Here is a 21,929-nt window from a genome sequence, read left to right on the forward strand (position 1 = left end):
TTCGTTTTTCTGATTAAAATTTAACATTAACACCAAAGATCATCGACTTTGCCCAGGGGTAGGTTGTATCCCCGTTTTCCGGGTTGTAACCGCGATGATTGGCCCGGTTAAAGTAGTTCTGCATGTTGACATAAACATTCAGCTGTTTTATCCAATTTACATTTTTGATCATTGGGGTAAAGTCGTATCCCAATTTGATGTTTTTCAGAATAAAATAACTCCAGTTAGCACTGGTCCGGTCTGAAAAATAGACATCTTTGGCCCCGGCACGCGGGAAGCTACCGTTCGGATTGCTTTCGCTCCACATGCGGTCGTAAGCATATTGAGAAGGCTGGTAATTTTGGTTCAAGATCTGATTTTCACCGTACATCAGATAACTATCGGTTGACGTGGCATAACCAATTACCAGCGAAGTTCCGCCAAAGGCGCTGTTGTCGATCCCGGCGACAGAAGCATAATCATGCGCTCCCTGTCCGTAAACTTCCAATGTGAAATTTTTATAGCTGGCATTGGTTGAGAAACCATAGAAAAACTTGGGTTCCGGCGAGCCGATGCAAATGTAGTCGTCTGTACCAATCGAATTATTCCCGGTATGGTCCACATACATCTCTTCACCTAAGTTCGCAGTGGAACGGATTTTCCGGTATTCGTCCAACTGTTCCTGGGTGCGGATGATGCCGGCAGATTCGCGGGTATAGACTGCATTTACCGGCTTACCGATCTCCAAAAAGCGGGCATAACCGTTCGATGAAGTCCCAAGGGTAATTTTCTCAACGTCACCGTACAACTCCGTGATTTCATTCTTGTTGTAAGTCACATTGGCCCCAACCGACCATTTCAGCTCCCCGTCAAGGATTTTCGAGAATACGGATAATTCCACACCGTTATTTTGTACCTCACCGATATTATTCAGAATACTGCTAAAGCCGGATGTTGTCGGGATAGGTACATTGTACAACAGGTCATTGGTGGTGCGCTGGTAATAATCAAAATTGATATCAAAAATATTCCATAAGCCCACTTCCATACCCAAATCGATTTGAGTGGTGCGCTCCCAGCTCAAATCCGGATTTCCGATTGATTCGGTATATCCGGGCATCAAAACTGAATTATAGACATAATTGGCAGAGGTCAGTTTGGGCAATGAAGCATAGTTGCTGATCTCCTGGTTACCGGTAATACCAAAACTAGCCCGCAGTTTCAGGTTGGTGAGCACGGGATTATCAATCAGGAAAGATTCCTGACTGACTGTCCAGCCCAACCCCAGTGAAGGGAAGAACCCCCATTTATTGTTCTCACCGAAACGGGATGAGCCATCATAGCGGCCAGTTGCCGTAATCATGTATCTGTCGTTATACACATAAGAAGCACGGGCAGTCCACGAGATCAGTTTATTCCCATATTTATTTGAGCTGTATCTTACACCTTCCCGGGTAGCCAGGTTCATATCGTAAGCCCCGGTGGCATCATTGTCAAAACCAGATCCACTGATACTCAGCACATCGTATTCATAATCCTGGTATGAATAAACTCCAACGGCAGTAAACCGATGCACATCATTCCAAACATTGGAATAAGTCAACATGCTCTCCGACAACAGAGAAGTCATTTTATTGTACGATTGTCCGCCCACTCCCTTTCCACCTGAGCTCAATCCTGCTGACGACCTGGAAGTTTCGTATTGATAGCCTTTTGAATTCGACATATCAACGCCTATATTCGTTTTGAATTTCAAATTTTTGTGCAGCGTGAATTCGGCAAAAACATCACCCAGAATTCGATTACGAGTCCTTTCATCCGTTACTTCCTGGGCATCAGCCACCGGGTTCCAGCGCCCTTCTATATAAGAGTCATGTTGCGGATCGAGGAAGGAATAATACCAAGAGCCGTCTTCGTTTTTGGTTGGCATGGTAGGCCAGCCGAAACGGAAAATATTCCCGGTAGGATTATCCCGTACATTCTGTACCGCATGACTGAAGTTCATATGCGAACCAACGGTGAGCCAATTGCTGAATTTATGGGTGAGATTGTTACGGAAAGTATATTTCTCAAAGCCGGATGCCGGTAGCAGCCCGGTTTGTGAAAAGACCCCACCAGACAACAGGTAGTTTGTGCGGTCGTTTCCTCCGTCAAAAGTAATTGAATGCTCATGCAGGACGGCTTGGTCACGAACAATTGCATCCTGCCAGTCGGTATTATAGGCCGGTGCCGGATTGGTGGATGAATAAACCGGGGCCCCTTTGGAGTAAGTATAAGCCTCATTCACATATTCGATAAATTCATCCTGATCAAGCATGTCAACCAATCGTTCCGGAGTTTGAATTCCGAAGTAAGAATTTACCGACAAGTTATTTTTCCCTTGCTGTCCTTTTTTAGTGGTAATGAGCACAACGCCATTCGCACCGCGAGACCCATAAATTGCTGATGAAGAAGCGTCTTTAAGGATTTCCATAGACGCAATATCGTTCGGGTTGATATCATTCAGGTCGTTATTAATCAGCGGAAAACCATCCACTACATACAAGGGATCGTTGCCGGCATTGATAGAGCCGCTACCACGAACACGTAAGGTGGGCGAAGAACCAGGAGCATTGTTCGTCAGTACGGCCACCCCGGAAGCGCGTCCTTGCAAAGCCTGAATAGGGTTTGAAACGGATGCCGCCGCCAATTCGTCCGATTTGACTTGAGTTATGGCTCCCGTCAGGTCACTTTTACGCATGGTACCATAACCAATGGCCACTACCTCTTCGATTCCAATAGTTTCTTCCGCCAGTTTTACATTCAGGAAAGCCTGCCCTTCAAAGCTCACTTCCTGAGAAACCATACCCACAAAAGAGAACACCAGAACCGAACCCGGCGTTACATTACTCAAGGTAAATGATCCATCCAGATCGGTGATTGTCCCTGTGTTTGTTCCCAGAACTACAACAGTAACTCCCGGAATCGGCTCTCCCGAAGTAGAGGTAACTTTACCGCTTGCCGTTTGCGGCTGCACACTTTGGGTTGATTGCCGGGCCTGATCATCTGCACGGATAATCACCTGACGGTCATAAAGGGAATAGGTTAGGTGCTGACCTTTTAAAATTTCGTCCAGCACCTCGGTGATGGTGGCATTTTCAAGATCGATGTCAACCTTGCGGTTTTCATCCATTTCGCTCAGATTATACAGAAATACATATTCACTTTCCGTTTCAATTTGGTTCAGGATTTCCTTCACCGACGAGTTGGAAAGCTTTAAGTTTAGTTTGGTTGATTGTGAATACGAATTGGCTGCTGCCGTAATTACGAAACACAAAGAGATCAGTGTAGTTAGTTTCATGATTCTCCATAATGTTTTAATGCTCCCCCAGGTGGGAAAGTCAGTTAATGATTTTTTTTTCATAAATTTGAAATGTTTAGTTTATAATAAACCAGCCAGTTAGTTTTAACCTGGTTTGAACCGGAGGATGTGCCACCATCTTCCGGTTTTTAGTTCAAACTAAATGCGCCGGCATTTTCTTTCACTACTTTTTTATCAGTTATTAGTTCTACATATTCAAATACCTCGTTTAAATCTTTATTCAAATCCAGTTTCCCGCTAATTCGCAAGTCACCAACCTGGGGGTCGGGCAGGCGAACTGTTATGTTGAAATATTGTTCTACACGGTTGATCAGCTGTTGCACCGTTTCGTTGTTGAATTGGACAATGCCGTCTTTCCAAAGCCGGTAGTATGTTTCGTCGCCCCGGGTGACGGCAATTTTTTGACTGGCCCGGCTAAAAGTTGCCTGTTCGTTTGGTTTCAGCTCCACCCAACCGGTAAACAAACCATGATCGGCAGCCCGGAAGCGAACCACGCCTTCCTGCAAGAAAGTGCTTACCTCCTCGCGATCGGGATAAGCAGCTAAATGGAAGCTGGTGCCCAAGACCTTCACAACGGCCGACGATGTTTCAACCAAAAACGGATGGGCCGGATCTTTCCGGATATCAAAGAAAGCTTCTCCCACCAGATAGGCATTCCGGGTTTCTTTCGAAAAAGCATCCGGCAGGATAATCCGGCTACCGGCATTTAGTTTCACCTCGCTGTTATCGTACAATTTTACAACGGCCCTCTTTCCATGTGGCACAACTACAAGGTTTTTTGAGTTTTGAGGAAAAGTTTTCCCAATTTTTATGGTATCGTTTTCGACAACCAGATGGCCTGAATGAGAAAAATCGATCACGGTTTGGGCATGACCAATTTCGCGCTGTGAGCCATCGGCCAGGTAAACCATTGTATTTTGGGAAGCGCTTTTCACCAACAAACTTTCAGCCACTGGCATTGTTCCCGCATTTCGGCCAAATTCGTACATAAAAAGCGAGCCAATTGCAAAAAAGAAGATCGCTACAGCTGCATAACGAACCCAAACGGCCAGGTTGAAGCGAACCAAATGCCCGGTTTTCCCTGCCGGACGGGCAGCTGTAATTTCGTGGTAAATACGTTCTTTTGTTGCAGTGTCGGGTTTCAGCTGTTTAACCTTTAACAGGGATAGTTCTTTTTTTACCCGAAGGAACTCCGTTTTTTCATCCGGGTGAGCCTCCAGGTAACTGGCAAAATAGGCCTCAGTTTCGGGATCTGGCTCATAAACCCATTTTATGAATCGTTTATCTTCAATATATTTTTCAAGGTCCGCCATTCGTTGCGTGTATTTTCTTTCTAATTGCACGAAGACAGGAAAAGTGGACAGGAATTTCAGGCTATTTTTTATGCCCTAAAGCATATGTGCAATAATTCCAGCGGAGTATCTTTCAACAAGGCGCGCAAGGACGAAACGACGCGGTACACTTGCTTCTTGGCCGAATCGGGCTGAATGCCCAGCATCTCCCCAATTTGCCGGTAGTCCAAATCGCTATAAAATTTTAAGTAGATAATTTCACGGGCAGCAGGATTAAGTTCGCCCAGTGATTTAAGGATAAGCTCAACCCTGCGTTGATCCAGATCCTCCGGCTCGTCGGTTTCCAATAAAAATTCGAGCTTAAAATCGTTTTCTTCCCGACTGAAAACATACTTTTTTTCTTTTCGAAGCTTCCCGTAAATAATCAATTTCAGGGCCTTCAGCAAATAAAACTCAACAGAAACGGTTTCCGACAGATTTTCGCGTCGGGTGTAAAGGGAAAGAAAAAGTTCCTGCATGCTGTCTTCAACCATCTCGGTATTGGCGGTAAGTTTGCAGCCATACCGATACAGACGGTCGAAGAAATGGTCGTAAATACGGCGAAAGGAATCCATGTCCCCGCATTTAAAGCGGGACCATTCAACAGACCAGTCGGCGTTTTGGACTCCTTTCATCATACAAGCAGCAGGTAATTTTTTTATTCCAGCATTGGCACTAAGCTATTCAAATATTCTTCCACATTGGTATAGCCATCATTGTTTCTGTTTTTATTCGCATCCGAAGGATCATTCGGGTCCAATCCAGCTTTCAACTCCCACGCATCGGGCATGCCATCATGGTCAGTATCTACAGGAGCTTCACCAGATTTCAACTCGGGCCAGCCACCGGCCTGCTCCACCGTATCAACTATACCATTTCCCCGGATTGGTGATTTCCCCTCTACTTCAGCCACTATTCGTTTTTCGTGCGCATCTCTTCCGGGGACAATCACCCCGGCATGTTTCAGTACATTTTTGTACGCCTTTTCAGCCGAAACCATCGAGATTTCCAACGTTGGCAAAGGTTCTTTCAACCGGTTAATTTCAGGCGAAGTTCCTTCGTCCCAGGCAACGGCATTTTCCCAATTGTTTTCTTTGGCAGCCGGAAAACCATGCACCACGTTATCTGCAATATACCATTTTGAATCGAAACCATACTTTTGCGCATTGTCAATTCGTACCAGTTGGGTCTTTATCTTATCGGATGATGCCGGGCCTGGTTTGTAATAATTCGCAATAAAGTTTATGCTTCCGGGTTTGCCATCGCAAGTGCGGTGCCCGTAGTTAAACACCACATTGTTTCGAAAATCGAGCGATTCGGTCATGTACTCACTATTTCCTCCGATACTGGGGTTCCGCCCGGCAGCATGAGCCAACAGGTTATGGTGATACGATGCAAACTTCCCTCCTACCGATCCGGCAAAACCATGGGCACTTTTATGATGAATTGATTTATTAAGTGGTTCAGCAATGATACACCATTGTACCGTAATATTTTCGGTACCCTTCCATGAGTTAATACCTTCATCCACGGTCCAGCTCACGGTACAGTGGTCGATGATGATATTTTTCGAATCGCGCACTTCAATACCATCGATCTCGTCGCCGTTCAGCCCGGAAGCAATGCCCGGACGTACCCGGATAAAACGAACAATCACATCATGCGCATCCTGTATGTGCAAAGGAAAATCTTTCAGACAGATACCATCGCCCGGGGCTGTTTGTCCGGCAATGGTGATAAACGGATTGGTGATGGTGAGCATCGACTTCAGCTCAATGTTTCCCGACACGCAAAAAACCACCGTCCTCGGCCCCTCAGCTTCGATAGCTTCGCGCAAACTTCCGGGACCAGCATCATTCAAGTTAGTAACTTCCACAATTTTGCCAAAGCGCCCGCCCTGCGTATATGCGCCAAATCCCTGCGCACCGGGAAAAGCAAGTTGCTGGGCCATTGCACTTAAACCGGTAAACAAAACCAGCATTAAAAATATCAAATAGCGATGTTGATTTAATTTCATAATCTATTCATTTTTAAGATCACATCATTCTCACATAGAACTGTATTGGTATTTTGAGAACTCGGATATCGTCGTCCCGAACTTGTTTCGGGATCTCTATCCATTATATACAGACCCTGAAATAAATTCAGGGTGACTTTTTCTTAACGTTAATAGTTAAGTTATAAAAAAGCTTTCTGAAAAACTTCCTCCAGCTGATCGAATCCAATTAGCGCGTTGGCCGGAAGTTTCTCGCCGTTCGCACCAAATGTTTTTAACTGATCAGCAGATTCGATGATGATAGTCGATTCGTCCAATTGCCCGTCACCAGAAAAAACTTTAGACTGGTCGAGTCGCAAATGTTTCGCCATAAAGCAATACATGGCAGCCCGTTTCGACGGGCCGTAATCGTGTCCTTCTTTGGGAAAGTGAACATTCTCAACCAAATCATCAGCGCCGTAAAACTTATAAATACGTTCCAGGTAGGGAAACTCCAGTTCGGGAACATTGGCTGTCCAGTCGCCGCCATCCGAAATGATGAGCTGTGGTTTGGGTGCAAAAAGCCCGGCCAATTCCACATTATTAGTTCCACCCTCGCACAAATGAATCGGGTTACCGCTTTCGCAGGGGCATCCGCCGTAATGAATGGCCGACATCATCACTGCCGGAACGCTCACATCGATGCGGTCGTCGAGCGCTGCCATCAGAATGCTGTGGCTGCCCCCACCTGATCCGCCCGTAATCCCAACCCGGTCGGGATCGGCGTAATCCAGCGAAAGAAGGTAATCGAGCAGACGAATGCTGTTCAGCACCTGCATGGTGTTGGCCAAACTTTTGCGGTGTGCTTCCGGTTCAAATTGCAGGGCCGATTCGCCCCAGGCAAACAGGTCGTAACTCACGGCCACGGCGCCCATCCGGGCCAGTCCGGCACAGCGGGCCTGGATATCTTTATTGTAACGCCCTTCGCCAAAATGGCCGTTCGGGCACAAAACTACCGGTATTTTCCCTTTTATTTTAGCGGGTTGATAAACCGAGCCGCAGACATAAACACCCGGCAATACTTCCAGCGCGATATTTTGAACGGTATAACCGTCCATTTTTCGTTTTGGTGTCAGAATGGGTTTTGCACCCGGGCTTTGGGGCAGAGGCGACAAACGGACGGCCTCGGGCAGGCAACTTTTCAGTGCACTGCGCCGGACTTCCCAACTGTCTTTATCCGAATACTTACCTGCCAGATGATCCAGAATTTCGCGAGCTTCCGGTACAGTTCGCAGGTGATAGCGGTACCCTTCAATTTTAAACTTGTCGGGGGCGCCGTCGGGCAGGTGAACTAAATCAAACGGAGCCAACACATTTTTCAGGGTTTCTTCCAAACCTGGACGAAAACGCCAGTCGGCATAGTCCAGCACTTTCCCTTCCACATCTTTTGCCGAAATGCGCAATTTTACCTGATACTGCGTTTCAATGTCTTTTAAAACCTCTTTTAACGGACGCCGAAAGTTATTGTCGGAGTTGGGAAACTGTGCAAAAAGCTGATAAACAGCCACCACAAAAAGTACAATCAGTGAAGAAATCTTTTTCATCGGTTTTAGGTTTAATATCGGCAGTGGCCGTAAACTTGTGCCCTTAGTAAAATCCCCTTTAGAGAAGGTCATCCCGAACTTGATTCGGGATCCCATCTTTTACAGACACAAGCTTGCGGCCACTGGCACTTTATTTCCGGTTACTCCGGCCACTTCTCGTTGACAATTTTGGTCAACTTTAGCTTTGCCGGATCCACTTTTACGTATTTCATTTTTTCGCGTCGCCAGGTATAAATAAAATGCAACATGCCATCGGAAGACTGAATAACAGCCGGATAGGAATACTGGCTAATTTCGGAATCTTCAAGGACCAGCGTTGCCGACCAATTGCGGCCATCTTCCGAAACAGCTACATTCAGCGGTGTACGGTAACCTTTCGATGCGCCAATCGGAGTTTTCACATGGTTGTAAACCACCAGTTGACGGCCATCAGCCAAACTTACCGCATCGGTGCCCGAGTTATTGTTTGGCAATCCGGATTCCTGCGGCAACGACCAGGTTTCACCCATATCAGACGACCACGAATCAACGATCACACTGTTTCGGCTTCGACACAAAATCTGCAACCGTCCATCGGGATATGTCAACACACTGGGTTGAATGATGGAATACGTGGAAGGACTGTTGATCGGGCCAACTTTTTCCCAAGTTTTACCAAAGTCGGGGGTCATTTCGAAATGTACTTGCCAGCCACCATCACCTTCAGTACTCGACGGACAAATCAACATCCCGTTGTCCAGCAATACCGGTTTGTTTTTTACCGGGCCAATGTATCCTTCGGGAAGCGCTTCGGCCTCGCTCCAGGTGCGACCGTTATCAGTTGAACGCTTCAACATTCCCCACCATTCCGAAGGTTTTGGACCAACTTTATAAAACAAAAGAAGATCGCCATCCGGTATTTGATATAACACCGGATTCCAGCTTGGGTAACGCAACGTATCGTTTATTACGCCATTTGCCACTTCAATGGATTTTGTCCATTCCCCGTCAACCAAACGGCTGAACCGAATGGTTACATCCGGATGACGCTCGCGCGTACCGCCAAACCAGGCAGCCACCAGGCCTTCGGGTGTTTCGGCCAAAGTACCTGAATGACAGGACGGGTAAACATCTTCTTCGTAGAGAAACTGTTCTTCCACAATTCCTTGCTTCCATCGGTCGCCTGATTCCGTGGAACAGGCTGAAAAATATCCGGCTGCCAATACCAGCACCCCCATCTTGATCCAGTTTTTATTCATTTCTTCCTTTCTTGAAAATTAATTATTTGCTTTTGCAGCTTTTTCGGCTTTACGTGCATTGACGTAAGCCTTGTACATTTCACGCCAGTTTCGCCCGTTATTGTTCAGGTATTGTTCCGACTTGGTTTTGTAGATTTCGAAAATGGCGGAAATCTGTTTCATGTTTTTATAATCGACAGCCATTTCGCGGGCTTCTTTCAGATAACCAAGAATGGTAGCTTCTTCTTTCTCCGTTAAATCCGGCACAATAGCCTTATACCCTTGCATGGTGAAAGCTACTTTTCCGATGGTGTACTTGTCGAGTATGGCCTCCACCTGTTCTTCCGTCAAATCGTGGCGAAGTCCGGTCATCAAAGCCTCATGCACGGTTTTGGGCATGGCCGAGTCGGCGATGATCTGGCGGTCGAGTTCACTTAACGGATTTCCGGTTACAGGGTTGATACCCGCCGGGACCGTAGAGGCTGGATGAGCATTGTGCCAGTCGCGGACAGCAGTGAGGTGCTCAGCGATAACAGCAGTAACCCTTTTTTCTTTTACTTCGTCATTCAGGCTGAGTGAAGCAACCCATTCGGCGGCTTTTTTCTCCTGGTCGGTAGGTTCTGCGGCAACAGTCACAGTTTTTGTGTTTCCGGTCACAGCCTGGGCAACAGGAGAAAACATAAGCATACCGGCCAGCAACCATGCACCTGCCTTGAGATAAGATTTTTTCATTGATTCTTAGGTTTAAATTTATCCATTGATTTTATTGACAAATCAGTTTTTCCAGACGGGCAGTCCGGCCAATTTCTTTCCCATTGGCCCATATGCTCAGGCCTTTTCCTTTTTTATATTTCTCCCCGGTTTTGTCCCAGATGATGGTCAACGTTTTCCCATGATAAAGCAAATTGTCGAGGCAAAACCAGTCCCATTTATCTTCAGGAATCAGGGGATTCACCTCAATCACCTCATCGGCACGCGGGCGCAGACCAATTAAACCCGAGATCATCAGGTCGTTGAAAGTGGAATGGTTGTAATAGCGGCTGCGTTCCTGGTCGCCTTTCAGCCAGTAGCCGGTTGTTTCGTCCTGATATTCGCCGATATACGGACGACCGCGGTGATACTGCGACTCCACGTAAAGCTCCATGTGCATGAAATAATCGTTTTTATTCACCACCGATTGCTGATAGTCGTTCAGGAGATTGGCCATTCCGGTAAGCGTTTGCGCAGTGGCAAAAGGCCAGATGGCCCCATCCCACTCGCAGCGGCAACAGCCGTGGCTGCGGAAATCGGGGTGACGGCGTTCGGCAGTGGTCAGTCCATACGGAGCAAGAAAACCATTGTTGTCTGTTACCTGTTTCCAGGCTACAGAATGTTCTACGTTGGGAAGGTTAAAATACCAGGGAATATACCCAATGGCTTCGCGCACCTGGGCAAAGCCTCCTTCTTCCTTCACCGTTTCAAAAAACTGATCGTCGGCGCTCCACAGGTTTTCCAACACCAGCTGTTTCATGGTATCGGCTTTGGCCGCATAGAAGTCTGACAGTTTTTGATTACCATTCAAACCCGCAATTTTCGACAGAGCCAGCGCATTCCCGTACATGTAGCTGTTGATGGTAGGGCGCTTGTTTTTCACTTTCCGCCCGCCACTAATTTGCTCTTCCATGCCATCGCGCACATCGTATTGCCAAAACAGTCCATTCGGAAGTCTTTTTTCCACCTCCCATTGTTGATACTCTTCTGCCAAATCAGGCAGCATTTCGGTCACGAAGGCTTTATCTGCATTCACCAAATAACTGTTGTACAGGGCAAAGGCTGTCCAACTGCTGAACTTCAGCAATTTGCTCATCATGCCACCGTCGTTTCCGCGGAACCAGATTTTTACATTGTCCTGCAAATAAACCGGGTTGTGCAGCCAGCGGGTTTCCATGATATGATGCCCCAGCGCACAGCTGATCAGGTTGTATTTATCGGCATAGGGACGGTCAACCAGAAACTCGGTGATGCCGTACCCCATTGGTGTTTCGGTGATGTGTTTGCGCAGTGTCCACCAACGATAATAGTACATTTCTTCAAAGTTATCCTGCGGACATTCAAACAGCGGGATGTTGGTTTTCATCCAATCCCACGAAGCCGAGTTTGGAATGGCTTTCGCCATGTTTTCGTCTTCCATACGGTTGAAATAATCCGCATAATGTTTGAAATCATCGGCCTTCAGAACAGATTTCTGCTTTTTACCCGAGGCCATTGCCGAATGAGCAGCAAAAGTTATCCCCAGAATAAAAAACAATATGACGAGTTGATTACGTGAAATATTCATTTTTTCCTTTCTTATTATTTCGTTTCGTAGGTTTTAAATGATTTGATGCTATAAACAGCTTCCTGATCGATGGCCCCGGAATTCTCCACATCGAACCATTGCATGCGGGGTGAATCGATGGTTGGATAATAGCGACGCTCGCCTGTGCGGAACATGATTCGGGAAACAGACTCCACTTTCTGATGGCAAAGCCGTCCTGATTTGCGCTCACCATCAACGAACACTTCGTAAAAATTGCGGTCAACATCTACCATCACCTTCACCTCATAATCCCGGTTGGGTTCGTAAACCATATTTCGGTTTTCGCCATAACCGTCTTTATTCATAAAATTCGATTCGTTGTTGAACATCAGCCTGATAGCCGCATTCCCCTTTGCATCAAGCAATTCTACATGCAGCAAGCCATGATCGTTTTGGGCCAGGTTAATCACAAACTCAACAGCCAATTTTTTAGATGCCGGAATGACCTTTTCAGCTACAGCATAATCGAAGGGATCTTTGTCGCGCAATACCAGCGCTTTTTTGCCTTGCTGATCTTCCTCAATTTTCACGGGGGCCCAGGCTGGCGAAAAGATATTCCACGTGTCGAGTTCCTTACCATTTTTCATTTTATCGAATACATCGGCAGCATGCTTGGTCGCTTCGGTCAAAGCGGGCGCAGGTACCGACGAAACCCAAATATCCTCTTTGTTCATGCTGTAGGTGAGCCACATTTTCCCATCGGGAGGCGTTCCGTTGCCTTCCAGAATTCCACGCATGTATTGAGGACCGTACGACTTGAACTGACCGCCATAACGCATGGTGGAAATTTCACCATTAATCAGATGAAGGTTGGTATATTCAAGGCCATCGTCGCTCAGCGATATGGCCAGTGGCCAACGGAACTGTGACGGGTTGTACACCGTCGCAAATTTACCATCAGACATTTTCTGTCCCCAAATTTTAGCGGCTTTCGTAACAAAGCCCGGAGCGCGTGTAGCTGTGTATTCCCAGGTTTTTCCGCCATCGTTGCTGATTGAGGTAAGCGCATGTTTCCAAAGACCGACAACACGGCCATCATTGAGGTGGTAATAGGAGAAAGCTTTGTATTGTTCTTTCAACGGAATCAGCGGATCGTCGCGATCGGCCTCTTCAACCCACTGTTGCATCATGAGCGGTTCGGCCAGCATGGCATCGCAGGCAGCAACAAACGCTTTATCGGTTGATGACTGGTAAAAGGGATAATCGGTATTTTTTTCGTTCCACCCTTTGTTATAACGGATAAAATGGATGGGCCCTAACGAGCCATCTGCATAGATCTCGCGCACGGCACGGCCAATCCCTTTGCCATCGTTCGGACTATCTTCGTGGGTGATACAAATACCATAATAACCCATGGTCAGCAACTTCCCGTTGGGGGCCACATAAAATCCAACGCGCTGGTGCAACACCGAAAAATTGTTTTTGGCAACTCCTTCAACACCCTCCTTCACCGTGCCATCAGGAACTTTATAGGGTGGGAAAAGCACAATGGGCTGTTCCCAGTCGTATCCGTTTTTCGAGGTACTCAGATAAACCTGGCCGGGAGCTTCGTGCTCGCTAACCGGATTGCTGAGGTACTGAATAAAAAAAGTGTTATTCCAGTAGGCGATGTTCGGACCGTGGTTGTAGGTCCAGCCATATACGTCAGCCATTTCGGGATGCTCACGGCTGGCACGAAGTACCTGAATGTTGTGTACGCCAATAACCGGGCTCAACTGCCCGTGATGGTAATCGGAATTATTCAAGGTGCTGCCGGTGTACCGAACGGTATCCTGAGCGGATACCATCCATACTGCCAGCAGCAGTAATATTGCCATACTAATCCTTCTCATATCTTCTATCATTTTCTGTTTATTGAAACTTTTCACTCTTGGCTTGCAGCAACTTATCAATCACATCTTTGCTGACTTTTACAATCGTTCCGTGCTTATGCCCCTCTGGCAAAGAAATATCCCCTGAGATATCTGTAAATACAGTAAAATCAGAAGTTTTCACCGCCCGGTATGATTTATCCCCATACGAATCGTAATAAATCAGGTAGTCGTTACCGATTTTCACGGCCGTAGGGCCTTCGGTCAGAAAACCGGTAAACGGTTCTGAATAGTTGTCAAACGGCCCCAATGGCGATTTACCAAAAGCAACACTGATGTTGCGGTTAGGGCGGGTATTATCTTTCAATACCAACACGTAATCATCTTTTTTGCGCTTCACAATAACACAATCAATGACGCTAAAACCCGGATCAAGAAACAGTTTTGTTTCGGTGAAGGTCTTAAAATCTCTGGTTGTTGTGTAGTACATCCGGTGATTGTTCCGCTCTTCTTCCTCTCCTTTTTCAAATTTAAAAGGAATGGTAGATGCCCAAATAATGATGAACCGCTCTCCTCCATCGTCATAAAAAAGTTCTGGCGCCCAAACGTTTACCGTTGAGGTATCGGTCATTACTTCGATAAACTGCTGCTCCGACCAGTTGATAAAATCGGTGGTCGATGCATATCCAAAACCCAGGTCACCCCTCCACGAGGACGTCCATACCATATGAAATGTGCCATCGGGGCCCTGCACCACCGAAGGGTCGCGCATAACTTTCTGATTACCGATTTCGGGCGCCAGGTAGGGTCCGCCAAGGTCGGACCAATGATAACCATCTTCGCTGTAGGCCAGGAACAAACCTTTGTCGGCCGGTTCACGGAAAGTAGTGAAAACGTAATATTCTTTTTCGCTGGCCTGCTGGCACGAAACCAATCCGGCAAGCAACACCAACAGAAATAGGTAAGCTCTTTTCATCATCACTGCGTTTTAGATTACTGAATCCAGCATCAAAACCCAGTCGTTTCCGTCAGCCGGTTCACCTGCCGGATTATACTCCTGTACGCCTGTGTTCGGGAAAGTACCGATTTCGGAAATCTCGCCGTTGCGCGGGTTAAACCAGCTGGCCTTCACCTGTTCACCTTTAATTTTACCCATGTTTACCCGGATGTTCTTTCCGTTGTAAGTGTAAATGAACGCATAATTTTTTCCACGGGTTGCCAGCTGACGATCGTATTTGTCGCCAGGTTGTTCGGCTACCAATGATTGGTCGGGAACCCGTTCGAAATACGGGCGCGAAAGCATCAGGTTTTTCACATGCACCATTTGCGCGGCACCCGGATCGTTGATGGCTTCGGTCCAGTATTTTTTTGCGCCATAGGCAGCGCCGGTATCTTCGGGGCGGTAAAATTGCATCACAGCGCTGTGCCCGTAAGTATATCCGCAAGCACCGGCAAACACCGACCAGTAGGCATACCGGCGAACATCAGCATCGTTCCAGAACGGTTGCAGCGTATCGTGCAATCCCTGCGGAATTCCTTCGTACGAAGGTTCACCGTCGAGGGTGGGTTTTACCGGCTTCAGGTTATAGTCGGTTTCCACAAAGCGCCAGTTGTCTTCGCCGTAATTCAACTCGGTATCATCCTGGTCGTAGCGGCGATGGCCTGATTGAAACATATTGAAGTCCAGCCATTCTTCGTTGTGGAACCACATCGACGACTGGGTCCTTCCTCTCGGGTGGAAAGTGATCAGATGGTTGGGATCGTTTGTACGCAGGGCATTTCCAAGGATGTTCCAGGTTTGAATGGAATCGGCCCCGGGAACATCTCCGCCATTCAACCAGATAATATTAGATTGGTTCTTATAGCGGTTGGCCATAAATTCGCCGTAAACCTTAGCTTCGTCGCGGCTGACAAATCCGCCCCGCACATTGCCTCCCCAAACAGGCACCAGCGCCATGTAAAGGTTTCTCTTTTCGGCCTCACGGATCACAAAATCCATGTGGTCCCAATAGTCATATTCTTCAGGATTTTCAAAACTACTACCCTCAGTAACAAATGGTTGGGCCACGCTTTGGCTGACGAGCGCCGAATCGCCGTAACTGTTTTTAGCGCCAACACTGTGCAACACCATCACCTGAATAACATTAAAGCCTTTTTCCTGGCGGTCATCCAGGTAACTTACGGCTTCTTCGCGGTTTAACTTAGAGAACAACAACCAGCCGGTATCGCCAAGCCAGAAAAACGGATCGCCGTTCTCATCGGTAAAAGAACGACCATCGGCGGATACTTTCAGCAGGCCCATGCCCTTTTCTTGTTTTACTTCAGTAGAGCACGAAAACAGAAGCACCGCCAGGCTAATCAGCAGAAATAAGTTTTTCATTTTATTGGTTTTTGAAATTATATCCGTATTTATTTTTAATGAATGGAAAGAATTATTTTCCTTTTTGCATCTTTCTCCAGCCAACCCAAGTCAACGTTGGTTCAATCGTCTTTCCTTTATACAAAAAGCTGGCCAGGTAGCCAAAAAAGATCAACACCACGTGGCTGTAAACACCGATCATGTATTTATGATGTATGTAATTGAATGATCCCAAGTTTACCAAAAGTTTTTCGTTTCCTTCAAGACCGATAGGAGTTGATGTAAGCAGCGCCCAGGCGGTAAACAACACGCTGGCTCCAATTCCCCAGTAGAGCCCCTGCTTATTGGCCCGGGTGCTGAAAATACCCAGCAGGAACATCCCGGCAATACCACCCGAGAAGATGGAATACAGGGTGAAAATAATCCCGAGTACACCCTCGCTTCCGGCAGCAACATAAAACATGGCCACCGCAATTGCGCCCAAACCGGCAATAACAATAAACAGCTTGCTCATAAACAAGCGGTGCTGCTCCGTACTTTTAGGCCGCATGCGGATGTAATAGTCCTCCATCAAAATGGCCGACAAGCAGTTCAAATCGGAATCGAGACTTGAAATGGCCGCTGCAATCAAGGCCGACAAAATCAGTCCCACCACGCCAACGGGCAGTTTGGTCATGATGAAATACGGGAAAACAGCATCAGCTTCAATTCCCGGTGGCAACACATCGCCGGTGATTTGGTAGTACGAAAACAAAGCCGTACCGATAAACATGAACATAGCCCAAACTGGAACACTCAGCAGCACGCCAATCAGCGAAGCTTTGATGGCAGCTTTGTCTGATTTCGCAGTCAGGTACCGTTGTACAATGGTTTGGTCGGTCCCGTATTTCTGAATGGCATAAAAAACGCCGTTCAGCGCCATCACAATGAAAGTTAGATTGACAAAATCCCAGTCGAACGGGCCAAAACCAATACGATCGTTCTGCATGGCTACTTCCCATACTTCCATCGGACCGCCTTCAGGAAGAAAAAGCAGGATCCCCAAGGCAATAAGTCCACCAATAATCAACAGAAATCCCTGGATTACATCCAACCAAATAACCGCTTCGATACCGCCAAGCATGGTAAGGACAACTACGGCCCCGCCGATAATCCAGATGATGGTCACCGTGTCCAATCCGGTCATTTTACTCAGCGCCAGCGAAATTAGAAAAAACACCGTTCCCATTTTCGAGAAGTGTGTCAGGATAAATGAAATGGACGTGTAAAGGCGGGCAAAAAAGCCAAAACGCTTCTCGAAATACTCGTAGGTACTCAACTGAATAACGTGCCTGAACAAGGGCACAACAAAACCAACAATGGCTACCAGCACTATGGGAACCATAAGTCCCTGTACCAGGCGGATCCAGTTTGAAGTAAATCCTTCGCCCGGATAGGCCAAAAAAGTAATGCTGCTGATTAGTGTTGCCAAAATGGAAATGCCAATTGCCCATGAGGGTAATGATCCTTTGGCTGTAAAATAATTTTTCGTATCACTTTGCCGTTTCGAAAACCAAAATCCGATCCCCAATGATACCAGCAAAGTAAGGATCATGATCAGGTAATCAATTACATGAATGGAGGGTGTTGATTGCATAGCTATTTTTGTTTAGTCAGTTTTTTATTGATTAAAATTTCGGGCCAGGCATAACTTCCGGGCTTGGTGGTTATTGTCAGTCCCGGATAACGGGCCGTTCGCATCTGGATTACGCCAAAACCCAACTCCCGAAACGGAACCAGCTGCCGGATACCCAAATTGTGCAAAATTAAGGATGCCGTTGCTCCTCCTTCAATAAACAAATCATCAATTTCAACCTGGTTGAATACTTTTTTCACTACCCGGCCTACATTTTTACGGGTTGTTTCGGCTGAAATCTTCCGATTGGTGTCGGAACAAATCGTAGTAACGGCCACCCTCCGGTTCTCGCGGATAGCCTCTACAATTTTTTGGGCCAACGCAATCAGCGAGCCGGAAGGAATTTTGTGCTCCTGAAAAATCTCTTGGTTCAGGTTCAGAACCTCAATGCCGGCGTCCGTAAATTTATCCATCATCGTCTTATCTTTCGGGAAAGTGCTTCCCAAAATAAACAAGGCGTGTTTTCCAGGCAAATAATCTGTGCATTCAGTTTCTGTTTTTGCCGGAAAATCCCGTTGTAAGATGGCATCAAAAAATCCGGAACCGCCTGCCAATACCGACTGTTCGTCAGCCCGACCGGCCCATGCGGCCAATTCGTCCACCGATACCACGTTGCCAATAATAATGCCCTCATCCGGCAAATCCTCCGTAACATCTTTCACGGTTACGTTGTCAGCTTCCCCGCCAACAATCTCCCGAACGGTGGAGTGCTTCACCGGAAACTCCGGATCGTGCGCAAATGACGTTTCTGCCAGCGGAACACCAGCCACATAATAAATACCATTTTGGATGATCCGTTTAAAATGAGGGTTGGCCGGAACCATAATCACTCTTTTTTTTCCGGAAACAAGTTGTTGACTGTTCAGTTCGTCATATACATTTCCCCGCAATACAGAATCCAGTTTTTTGAATATAAACCTCGGTTTCAGATCCTGCAATTGACCGGTTACTTTTTCAATTTCCTGCTTGGCCAGTAAGGCCGGCATCGAACGGGTTTCGGTGGCAAGTACCAACAAGTCGATATCTTCGACAGCTTCAACCGAGGTTTCAATCAACACCTTCATGCCCCGCCGAAGCCCAATCCCGCCAATCTCTGCCGCACCCGTAAAATCATCGGCAATCACTGCTATCATTTTCCCGTCTTTCAATGTTACTGATTTTGATGAAGTTTGATGGCATAGTCGATCGCAAACAGCAAAGCGTCGGCACTTGCAATACCTTTTCCGGCTATTTCGAAAGCGGTACCATGATCGACCGAGGTACGAATTATGGGCAGCCCCAGCGTTATATTCACGCCCTTCACACTCTTCATCGCTTGCTTTTCTTCGTCCCAAATAAAGCCTACCAGCTTAAAGGGAATGTGCCCCTGATCGTGGTACATGGCCACGCAGCCATCGAAACTTCCCCCATTTGCCAGCGAAAACAAGGTATCGGGAGGGTATGGCCCGGCAGCTAGTATGCCCTGTTTCTGTGCATCCTGAATGGCCGGTAAAATCTCTTCAATCTCTTCTGTTCCAAACAAACCACCATCACCAGCATGTGGGTTCAAACCGGCCACGCCTATCCGGGGGTTGGCAATCCCAATGCGCTTCAGAGCTTCGTGTGTCAATTGAATCACATCCAATACCCGTTGCTTTTTCACCAGATCACAGGCCTGACGCAACGAAACGTGTGTGCTCACATGCGTTACCTTTATTTTTTCGTCAGCCAGCAACATGGTATATTTTTTTGTCCCTGTATAATGTGCGTAAATTTCGGTATGCCCCGAAAAGTGGTGTCCAGCCAGGTTGATCGCCTCTTTGTGGATGGGTCCGGTGACAGTTCCGTCCACTTCGCCATTCATCGCCAGTTCAATGGCCTTGCGAACCGACCGAAAAGCCAAATCACCAGCCGGAGCCGATACTACGCCGTGCTTAATTTCGGACAAATGATCGGACGGAATATCATATACATCAATGATTCCGTAGGTAAAATTAGCCTGCCCAACTTCTGTTACCGGATTAATTTTCAAGTTCAGTCCGGTCAGTTTTACGGCTTCCTGTATTACCTGTGCGTTGCCAATCAACAATGGTCGGCAGACTGCATATACCGAAATTTCATTAAATACCTTAGCCGCAATCTCAGGTCCAATTCCGGCAGGATCGCCCATGGTAATGGCCAGTATAATCTTATTTTGAGTATCCATGCTATGCGTTAATATTTTCCAGTTCTTTACCAATTTCCTGAATGAAAGCTGCTTCCTCCTTTTCTTCCATCCGGTAGATCGGAGGCATCATCTGTGTGCCGCACAATCCTTTTTCATTCATAATTACTTTTAAAGCAGCCAGCGATTCACTCAAACTGCGCCCTTTTTGATAAAGGGCCGACAAATCGTTTGTTTTTTGCTGAAGAGTTTCTGCCAGTTTCCAATCACCTGCCCGTGCCGCTTCGTAAAGCTCCACGTAAGGTACAGGGGCAAAATTTCCGGTGCTGGGGACAATCCCATCCGAACCGTTTTTCAGGGCGTAAACCGACATGGCTGCCCAACCGATCAAATGTGCAAAATCTTCCCGGTTTTTCCACAAGCTCAGCGCCTTATCCAGACGATCCTGATCACGCTCCGAATCTTTCAAGCCTACAATATTGGGATGATAACTTAGCTTTTCGAGGATATCGAGTGGTATGGAATAACCGGTTGTTGCCGTAATGTTGTAGAAAATAAGCGGTTTGGGACAGGCTTCGGCAAGCTGCTCACAATAACGCAGCGTAAAGGCATCTTTCAAGGGATAATACGAAGGCATGTTGGCTACCAGCACATCGGCCCCCAAATCAGCAAAGCGTTTGGCGGCATCGATCGACTCGGGCAAACAATTGCTCGAGATTCCAGCATAGACCAATGTTTTTCCGTTCACTTGTTTAACCGTTTCTTTCACCAGCACTTCCTTTTGCTGAAAAGAAAGCGAACTGGCTTCACCGGTAGTACCGGCAATAAAAGGGCTGGCGCCTGCTTCCAGCAACAGGTTGACAATTTTGCCCACTCCGTCACTGTCAACAGAATAATCATCATTCAGTGGCGTAACCATCGGAACGATGACGCCTTTATAGGGATTGTCTTTTTTCATTTTTGTGTTTAACCTTTATTTTATTCAGCTAGTAAGCCTTTTTATACATTTCCAATGCATCCTCCAGAGTAACTTCGCGCACATTGTTTTTCAATAGCCGCTGTACTTTCAGGGCCGAAACAGCCATATCTTCCAACGCATTTTCAGGAATTCCAAGTTCCCGAAGTTTCGCGGGGATCCCGATCGATTTCATCAGTTCCCGCACCGCTCTTATTCCGGCCTGCGCATATTCCTCTTCAGATTGACAGCCGGTAATCCCGATTGCTTTTGCTACGCGGGCATATTTTTCGGTGGCTGCCGGCAAGTTGAATTCCATCACCCATGGCAAAATAACAGCGTTTGAAAGGCCATGAGGTACCTTGTATTTACTGCCCAACGGATACGCAAGCGCGTGAACCGCAGTGGTGTTGACCGGCCCCAGGCACATGCCCCCGTAAACGCTGCCCAAGGATACATTTGCCCGGGCATCGAGGTCGCTTCCGTCATCGTAAGCTTTTTTCAGGTTCTGAAAAATTAGCTGCATCCCGTCCAGCGCATAACGGTCGGTTACCGGGTGAGCAAAGCGGTTGACAAAAGCTTCGAGGCAATGAGCAAAGGCATCCATCCCTGTAGCTGCAGTCACTGCCGGAGGAACGCCAGCCGACAGAATCGGGTCAATATAGGCAGCATCAGGCATCAGGTACGGACTGATAACGCCCTTCTTCTCCTGATCGCTTTCATCCAGAAAAATCGCATTTGGCGATACCTCACTGCCCGTTCCCGAAGTGGTGGGCAAACAAGCCAGATAGGTTTTCCGCTCTTTTAGCATACCAATGCCGGTAATCTCTTCTGTTGTCTGTGTGTTGCGAATTTGCGCTGCCACTAACTTGGCCGTATCAAGCACGCTCCCTCCCCCGATGCCGACAACCGCATCGGCCTGAAAATTGCGGGCGAGCGCCAGTACCTTTTCAAACTCGGCAAAAGTGGGTTCGTTGGTAATCCGGTTGTACACCTCAATGGCCACACCGCCAGTAGTCAGCTGTGCCAAATAAGGCGATAAGGTTTTGTCCAAAACCGGAATCGTTAACAGAAACATGCGCTTGAAGCCCCTCTCCAAAAAGTCATCAACAAATTGTTTGAGGCTTCCGTTGCCAAATACAAAGCGCGAAGGATTATTTATGATTATTTTTTTCATTTTG

16 protein-coding genes are annotated in these 21,929 nt (G+C 47.1%); all 16 read right to left on the reverse strand.

Annotation, left to right across the window (positions count from 1 at the left end):
- Positions 1-13 precede the first annotated feature (13 nt).
- The 16 genes from N2K84_RS03725 to N2K84_RS03800 all read right to left on the reverse strand — a co-directional run bounded on the left by N2K84_RS03725 (position 14) and on the right by N2K84_RS03800 (position 21,925).
- Positions 14-3,319, reverse strand: a complete 3,306-nt coding sequence (locus N2K84_RS03725) for a TonB-dependent receptor (RefSeq protein WP_282590433.1) — start codon at positions 3,317-3,319, stop codon at positions 14-16.
- Positions 3,320-3,468: 149 nt separating this feature from the next.
- A complete protein-coding gene (locus N2K84_RS03730) occupies positions 3,469-4,653 on the reverse strand; it encodes a FecR family protein (protein WP_282590434.1) in 1,185 nt (394 codons plus the stop codon).
- Positions 4,654-4,721: 68 nt separating this feature from the next.
- The gene (locus N2K84_RS03735; RefSeq protein WP_282590435.1) at positions 4,722-5,309 is read right to left on the reverse strand and encodes an RNA polymerase sigma factor; all 588 of its coding nucleotides are present in this window, start codon (positions 5,307-5,309) and stop codon (positions 4,722-4,724) included.
- A gap of 20 nt (positions 5,310-5,329) precedes the next feature.
- Positions 5,330-6,688 (reverse strand): pectate lyase, encoded by a 1,359-nt coding sequence (locus tag N2K84_RS03740; RefSeq protein ID WP_282590436.1) that lies wholly within the window; start codon positions 6,686-6,688, stop codon positions 5,330-5,332.
- Between the two features lie 161 nt (positions 6,689-6,849).
- Positions 6,850-8,250, reverse strand: a complete 1,401-nt coding sequence (locus N2K84_RS03745; protein WP_282590437.1) for an alpha/beta hydrolase family protein — start codon at positions 8,248-8,250, stop codon at positions 6,850-6,852.
- Between the two features lie 140 nt (positions 8,251-8,390).
- Positions 8,391-9,488, reverse strand: coding sequence for a sialidase family protein (locus N2K84_RS03750; protein ID WP_282590438.1), 1,098 nt, complete (start codon positions 9,486-9,488; stop codon positions 8,391-8,393).
- Positions 9,489-9,506: 18 nt separating this feature from the next.
- Positions 9,507-10,199 (reverse strand): DUF3826 domain-containing protein, encoded by a 693-nt coding sequence (locus N2K84_RS03755; RefSeq protein WP_282590439.1) that lies wholly within the window; start codon positions 10,197-10,199, stop codon positions 9,507-9,509.
- A 31-nt stretch (positions 10,200-10,230) separates the two neighbouring features.
- Positions 10,231-11,784, reverse strand: a complete 1,554-nt coding sequence (locus N2K84_RS03760; RefSeq protein WP_282590440.1) for an MGH1-like glycoside hydrolase domain-containing protein — start codon at positions 11,782-11,784, stop codon at positions 10,231-10,233.
- 14 nt (positions 11,785-11,798) lie between these two features.
- The gene (locus N2K84_RS03765; protein ID WP_282590441.1) at positions 11,799-13,637 is read right to left on the reverse strand and encodes a sialidase family protein; all 1,839 of its coding nucleotides are present in this window, start codon (positions 13,635-13,637) and stop codon (positions 11,799-11,801) included.
- 19 nt (positions 13,638-13,656) lie between these two features.
- The gene (locus N2K84_RS03770) at positions 13,657-14,595 is read right to left on the reverse strand and encodes a glycoside hydrolase family 43 protein (RefSeq protein WP_282590442.1); all 939 of its coding nucleotides are present in this window, start codon (positions 14,593-14,595) and stop codon (positions 13,657-13,659) included.
- Positions 14,596-14,604: 9 nt separating this feature from the next.
- Positions 14,605-15,996, reverse strand: coding sequence for a glycoside hydrolase family 140 protein (locus N2K84_RS03775; protein ID WP_282590443.1), 1,392 nt, complete (start codon positions 15,994-15,996; stop codon positions 14,605-14,607).
- Positions 15,997-16,048: 52 nt separating this feature from the next.
- On the reverse strand, positions 16,049-17,611 hold the full coding sequence (locus N2K84_RS03780) for a sodium:solute symporter family protein (RefSeq protein WP_282590444.1): 1,563 nt from the start codon (positions 17,609-17,611) through the stop codon (positions 16,049-16,051).
- A gap of 2 nt (positions 17,612-17,613) precedes the next feature.
- A complete protein-coding gene (locus N2K84_RS03785) occupies positions 17,614-18,783 on the reverse strand; it encodes a four-carbon acid sugar kinase family protein (protein ID WP_282590445.1) in 1,170 nt (389 codons plus the stop codon).
- Between the two features lie 17 nt (positions 18,784-18,800).
- The gene (pdxA, locus tag N2K84_RS03790; RefSeq protein ID WP_282590446.1) at positions 18,801-19,835 is read right to left on the reverse strand and encodes a 4-hydroxythreonine-4-phosphate dehydrogenase PdxA; all 1,035 of its coding nucleotides are present in this window, start codon (positions 19,833-19,835) and stop codon (positions 18,801-18,803) included.
- Position 19,836: 1 nt separating this feature from the next.
- Complete coding sequence (locus N2K84_RS03795; protein ID WP_282590447.1) at positions 19,837-20,751, reverse strand: dihydrodipicolinate synthase family protein; 915 nt, start codon at positions 20,749-20,751, stop codon at positions 19,837-19,839.
- Between the two features lie 28 nt (positions 20,752-20,779).
- Positions 20,780-21,925, reverse strand: coding sequence for an iron-containing alcohol dehydrogenase (locus tag N2K84_RS03800; RefSeq protein WP_282590448.1), 1,146 nt, complete (start codon positions 21,923-21,925; stop codon positions 20,780-20,782).
- Between the last annotated feature and the right edge of the window lie 4 nt (positions 21,926-21,929).

Source organism: Gaoshiqia sediminis, assembly GCF_025907915.1.
Lineage (GTDB): Bacteria > Bacteroidota > Bacteroidia > Bacteroidales > Prolixibacteraceae > Gaoshiqia > Gaoshiqia sediminis.

Bases quoted from the DNA above. Each gene is read 5' to 3' on its own strand.
- N2K84_RS03755 (WP_282590439.1), bottom strand. From the start codon at position 10,199: ATGAAAAAATCTTATCTCAAGGCAGGTGCATGGTTGCTGGCCGGTATG.
- N2K84_RS03775 (WP_282590443.1), bottom strand. From the start codon at position 15,996: ATGAAAAACTTATTTCTGCTGATTAGCCTGGCGGTGCTTCTGTTTTCG.
- N2K84_RS03760 (WP_282590440.1), bottom strand. From the start codon at position 11,784: ATGAATATTTCACGTAATCAACTCGTCATATTGTTTTTTATTCTGGGG.
- N2K84_RS03765 (WP_282590441.1), bottom strand. From the start codon at position 13,637: ATGAGAAGGATTAGTATGGCAATATTACTGCTGCTGGCAGTATGGATG.
- pdxA (WP_282590446.1), bottom strand. From the start codon at position 19,835: ATGGATACTCAAAATAAGATTATACTGGCCATTACCATGGGCGATCCT.
- N2K84_RS03750 (WP_282590438.1), bottom strand. From the start codon at position 9,488: ATGAATAAAAACTGGATCAAGATGGGGGTGCTGGTATTGGCAGCCGGA.
- N2K84_RS03785 (WP_282590445.1), bottom strand. From the start codon at position 18,783: ATGATAGCAGTGATTGCCGATGATTTTACGGGTGCGGCAGAGATTGGC.
- N2K84_RS03770 (WP_282590442.1), bottom strand. From the start codon at position 14,595: ATGATGAAAAGAGCTTACCTATTTCTGTTGGTGTTGCTTGCCGGATTG.
- N2K84_RS03735 (WP_282590435.1), bottom strand. From the start codon at position 5,309: ATGATGAAAGGAGTCCAAAACGCCGACTGGTCTGTTGAATGGTCCCGC.
- N2K84_RS03745 (WP_282590437.1), bottom strand. From the start codon at position 8,250: ATGAAAAAGATTTCTTCACTGATTGTACTTTTTGTGGTGGCTGTTTAT.
- N2K84_RS03725 (WP_282590433.1), bottom strand. From the start codon at position 3,319: ATGAAACTAACTACACTGATCTCTTTGTGTTTCGTAATTACGGCAGCA.
- N2K84_RS03730 (WP_282590434.1), bottom strand. From the start codon at position 4,653: ATGGCGGACCTTGAAAAATATATTGAAGATAAACGATTCATAAAATGG.
- N2K84_RS03780 (WP_282590444.1), bottom strand. From the start codon at position 17,611: ATGCAATCAACACCCTCCATTCATGTAATTGATTACCTGATCATGATC.
- N2K84_RS03740 (WP_282590436.1), bottom strand. From the start codon at position 6,688: ATGAAATTAAATCAACATCGCTATTTGATATTTTTAATGCTGGTTTTG.
- N2K84_RS03795 (WP_282590447.1), bottom strand. From the start codon at position 20,751: ATGAAAAAAGACAATCCCTATAAAGGCGTCATCGTTCCGATGGTTACG.
- N2K84_RS03800 (WP_282590448.1), bottom strand. From the start codon at position 21,925: ATGAAAAAAATAATCATAAATAATCCTTCGCGCTTTGTATTTGGCAAC.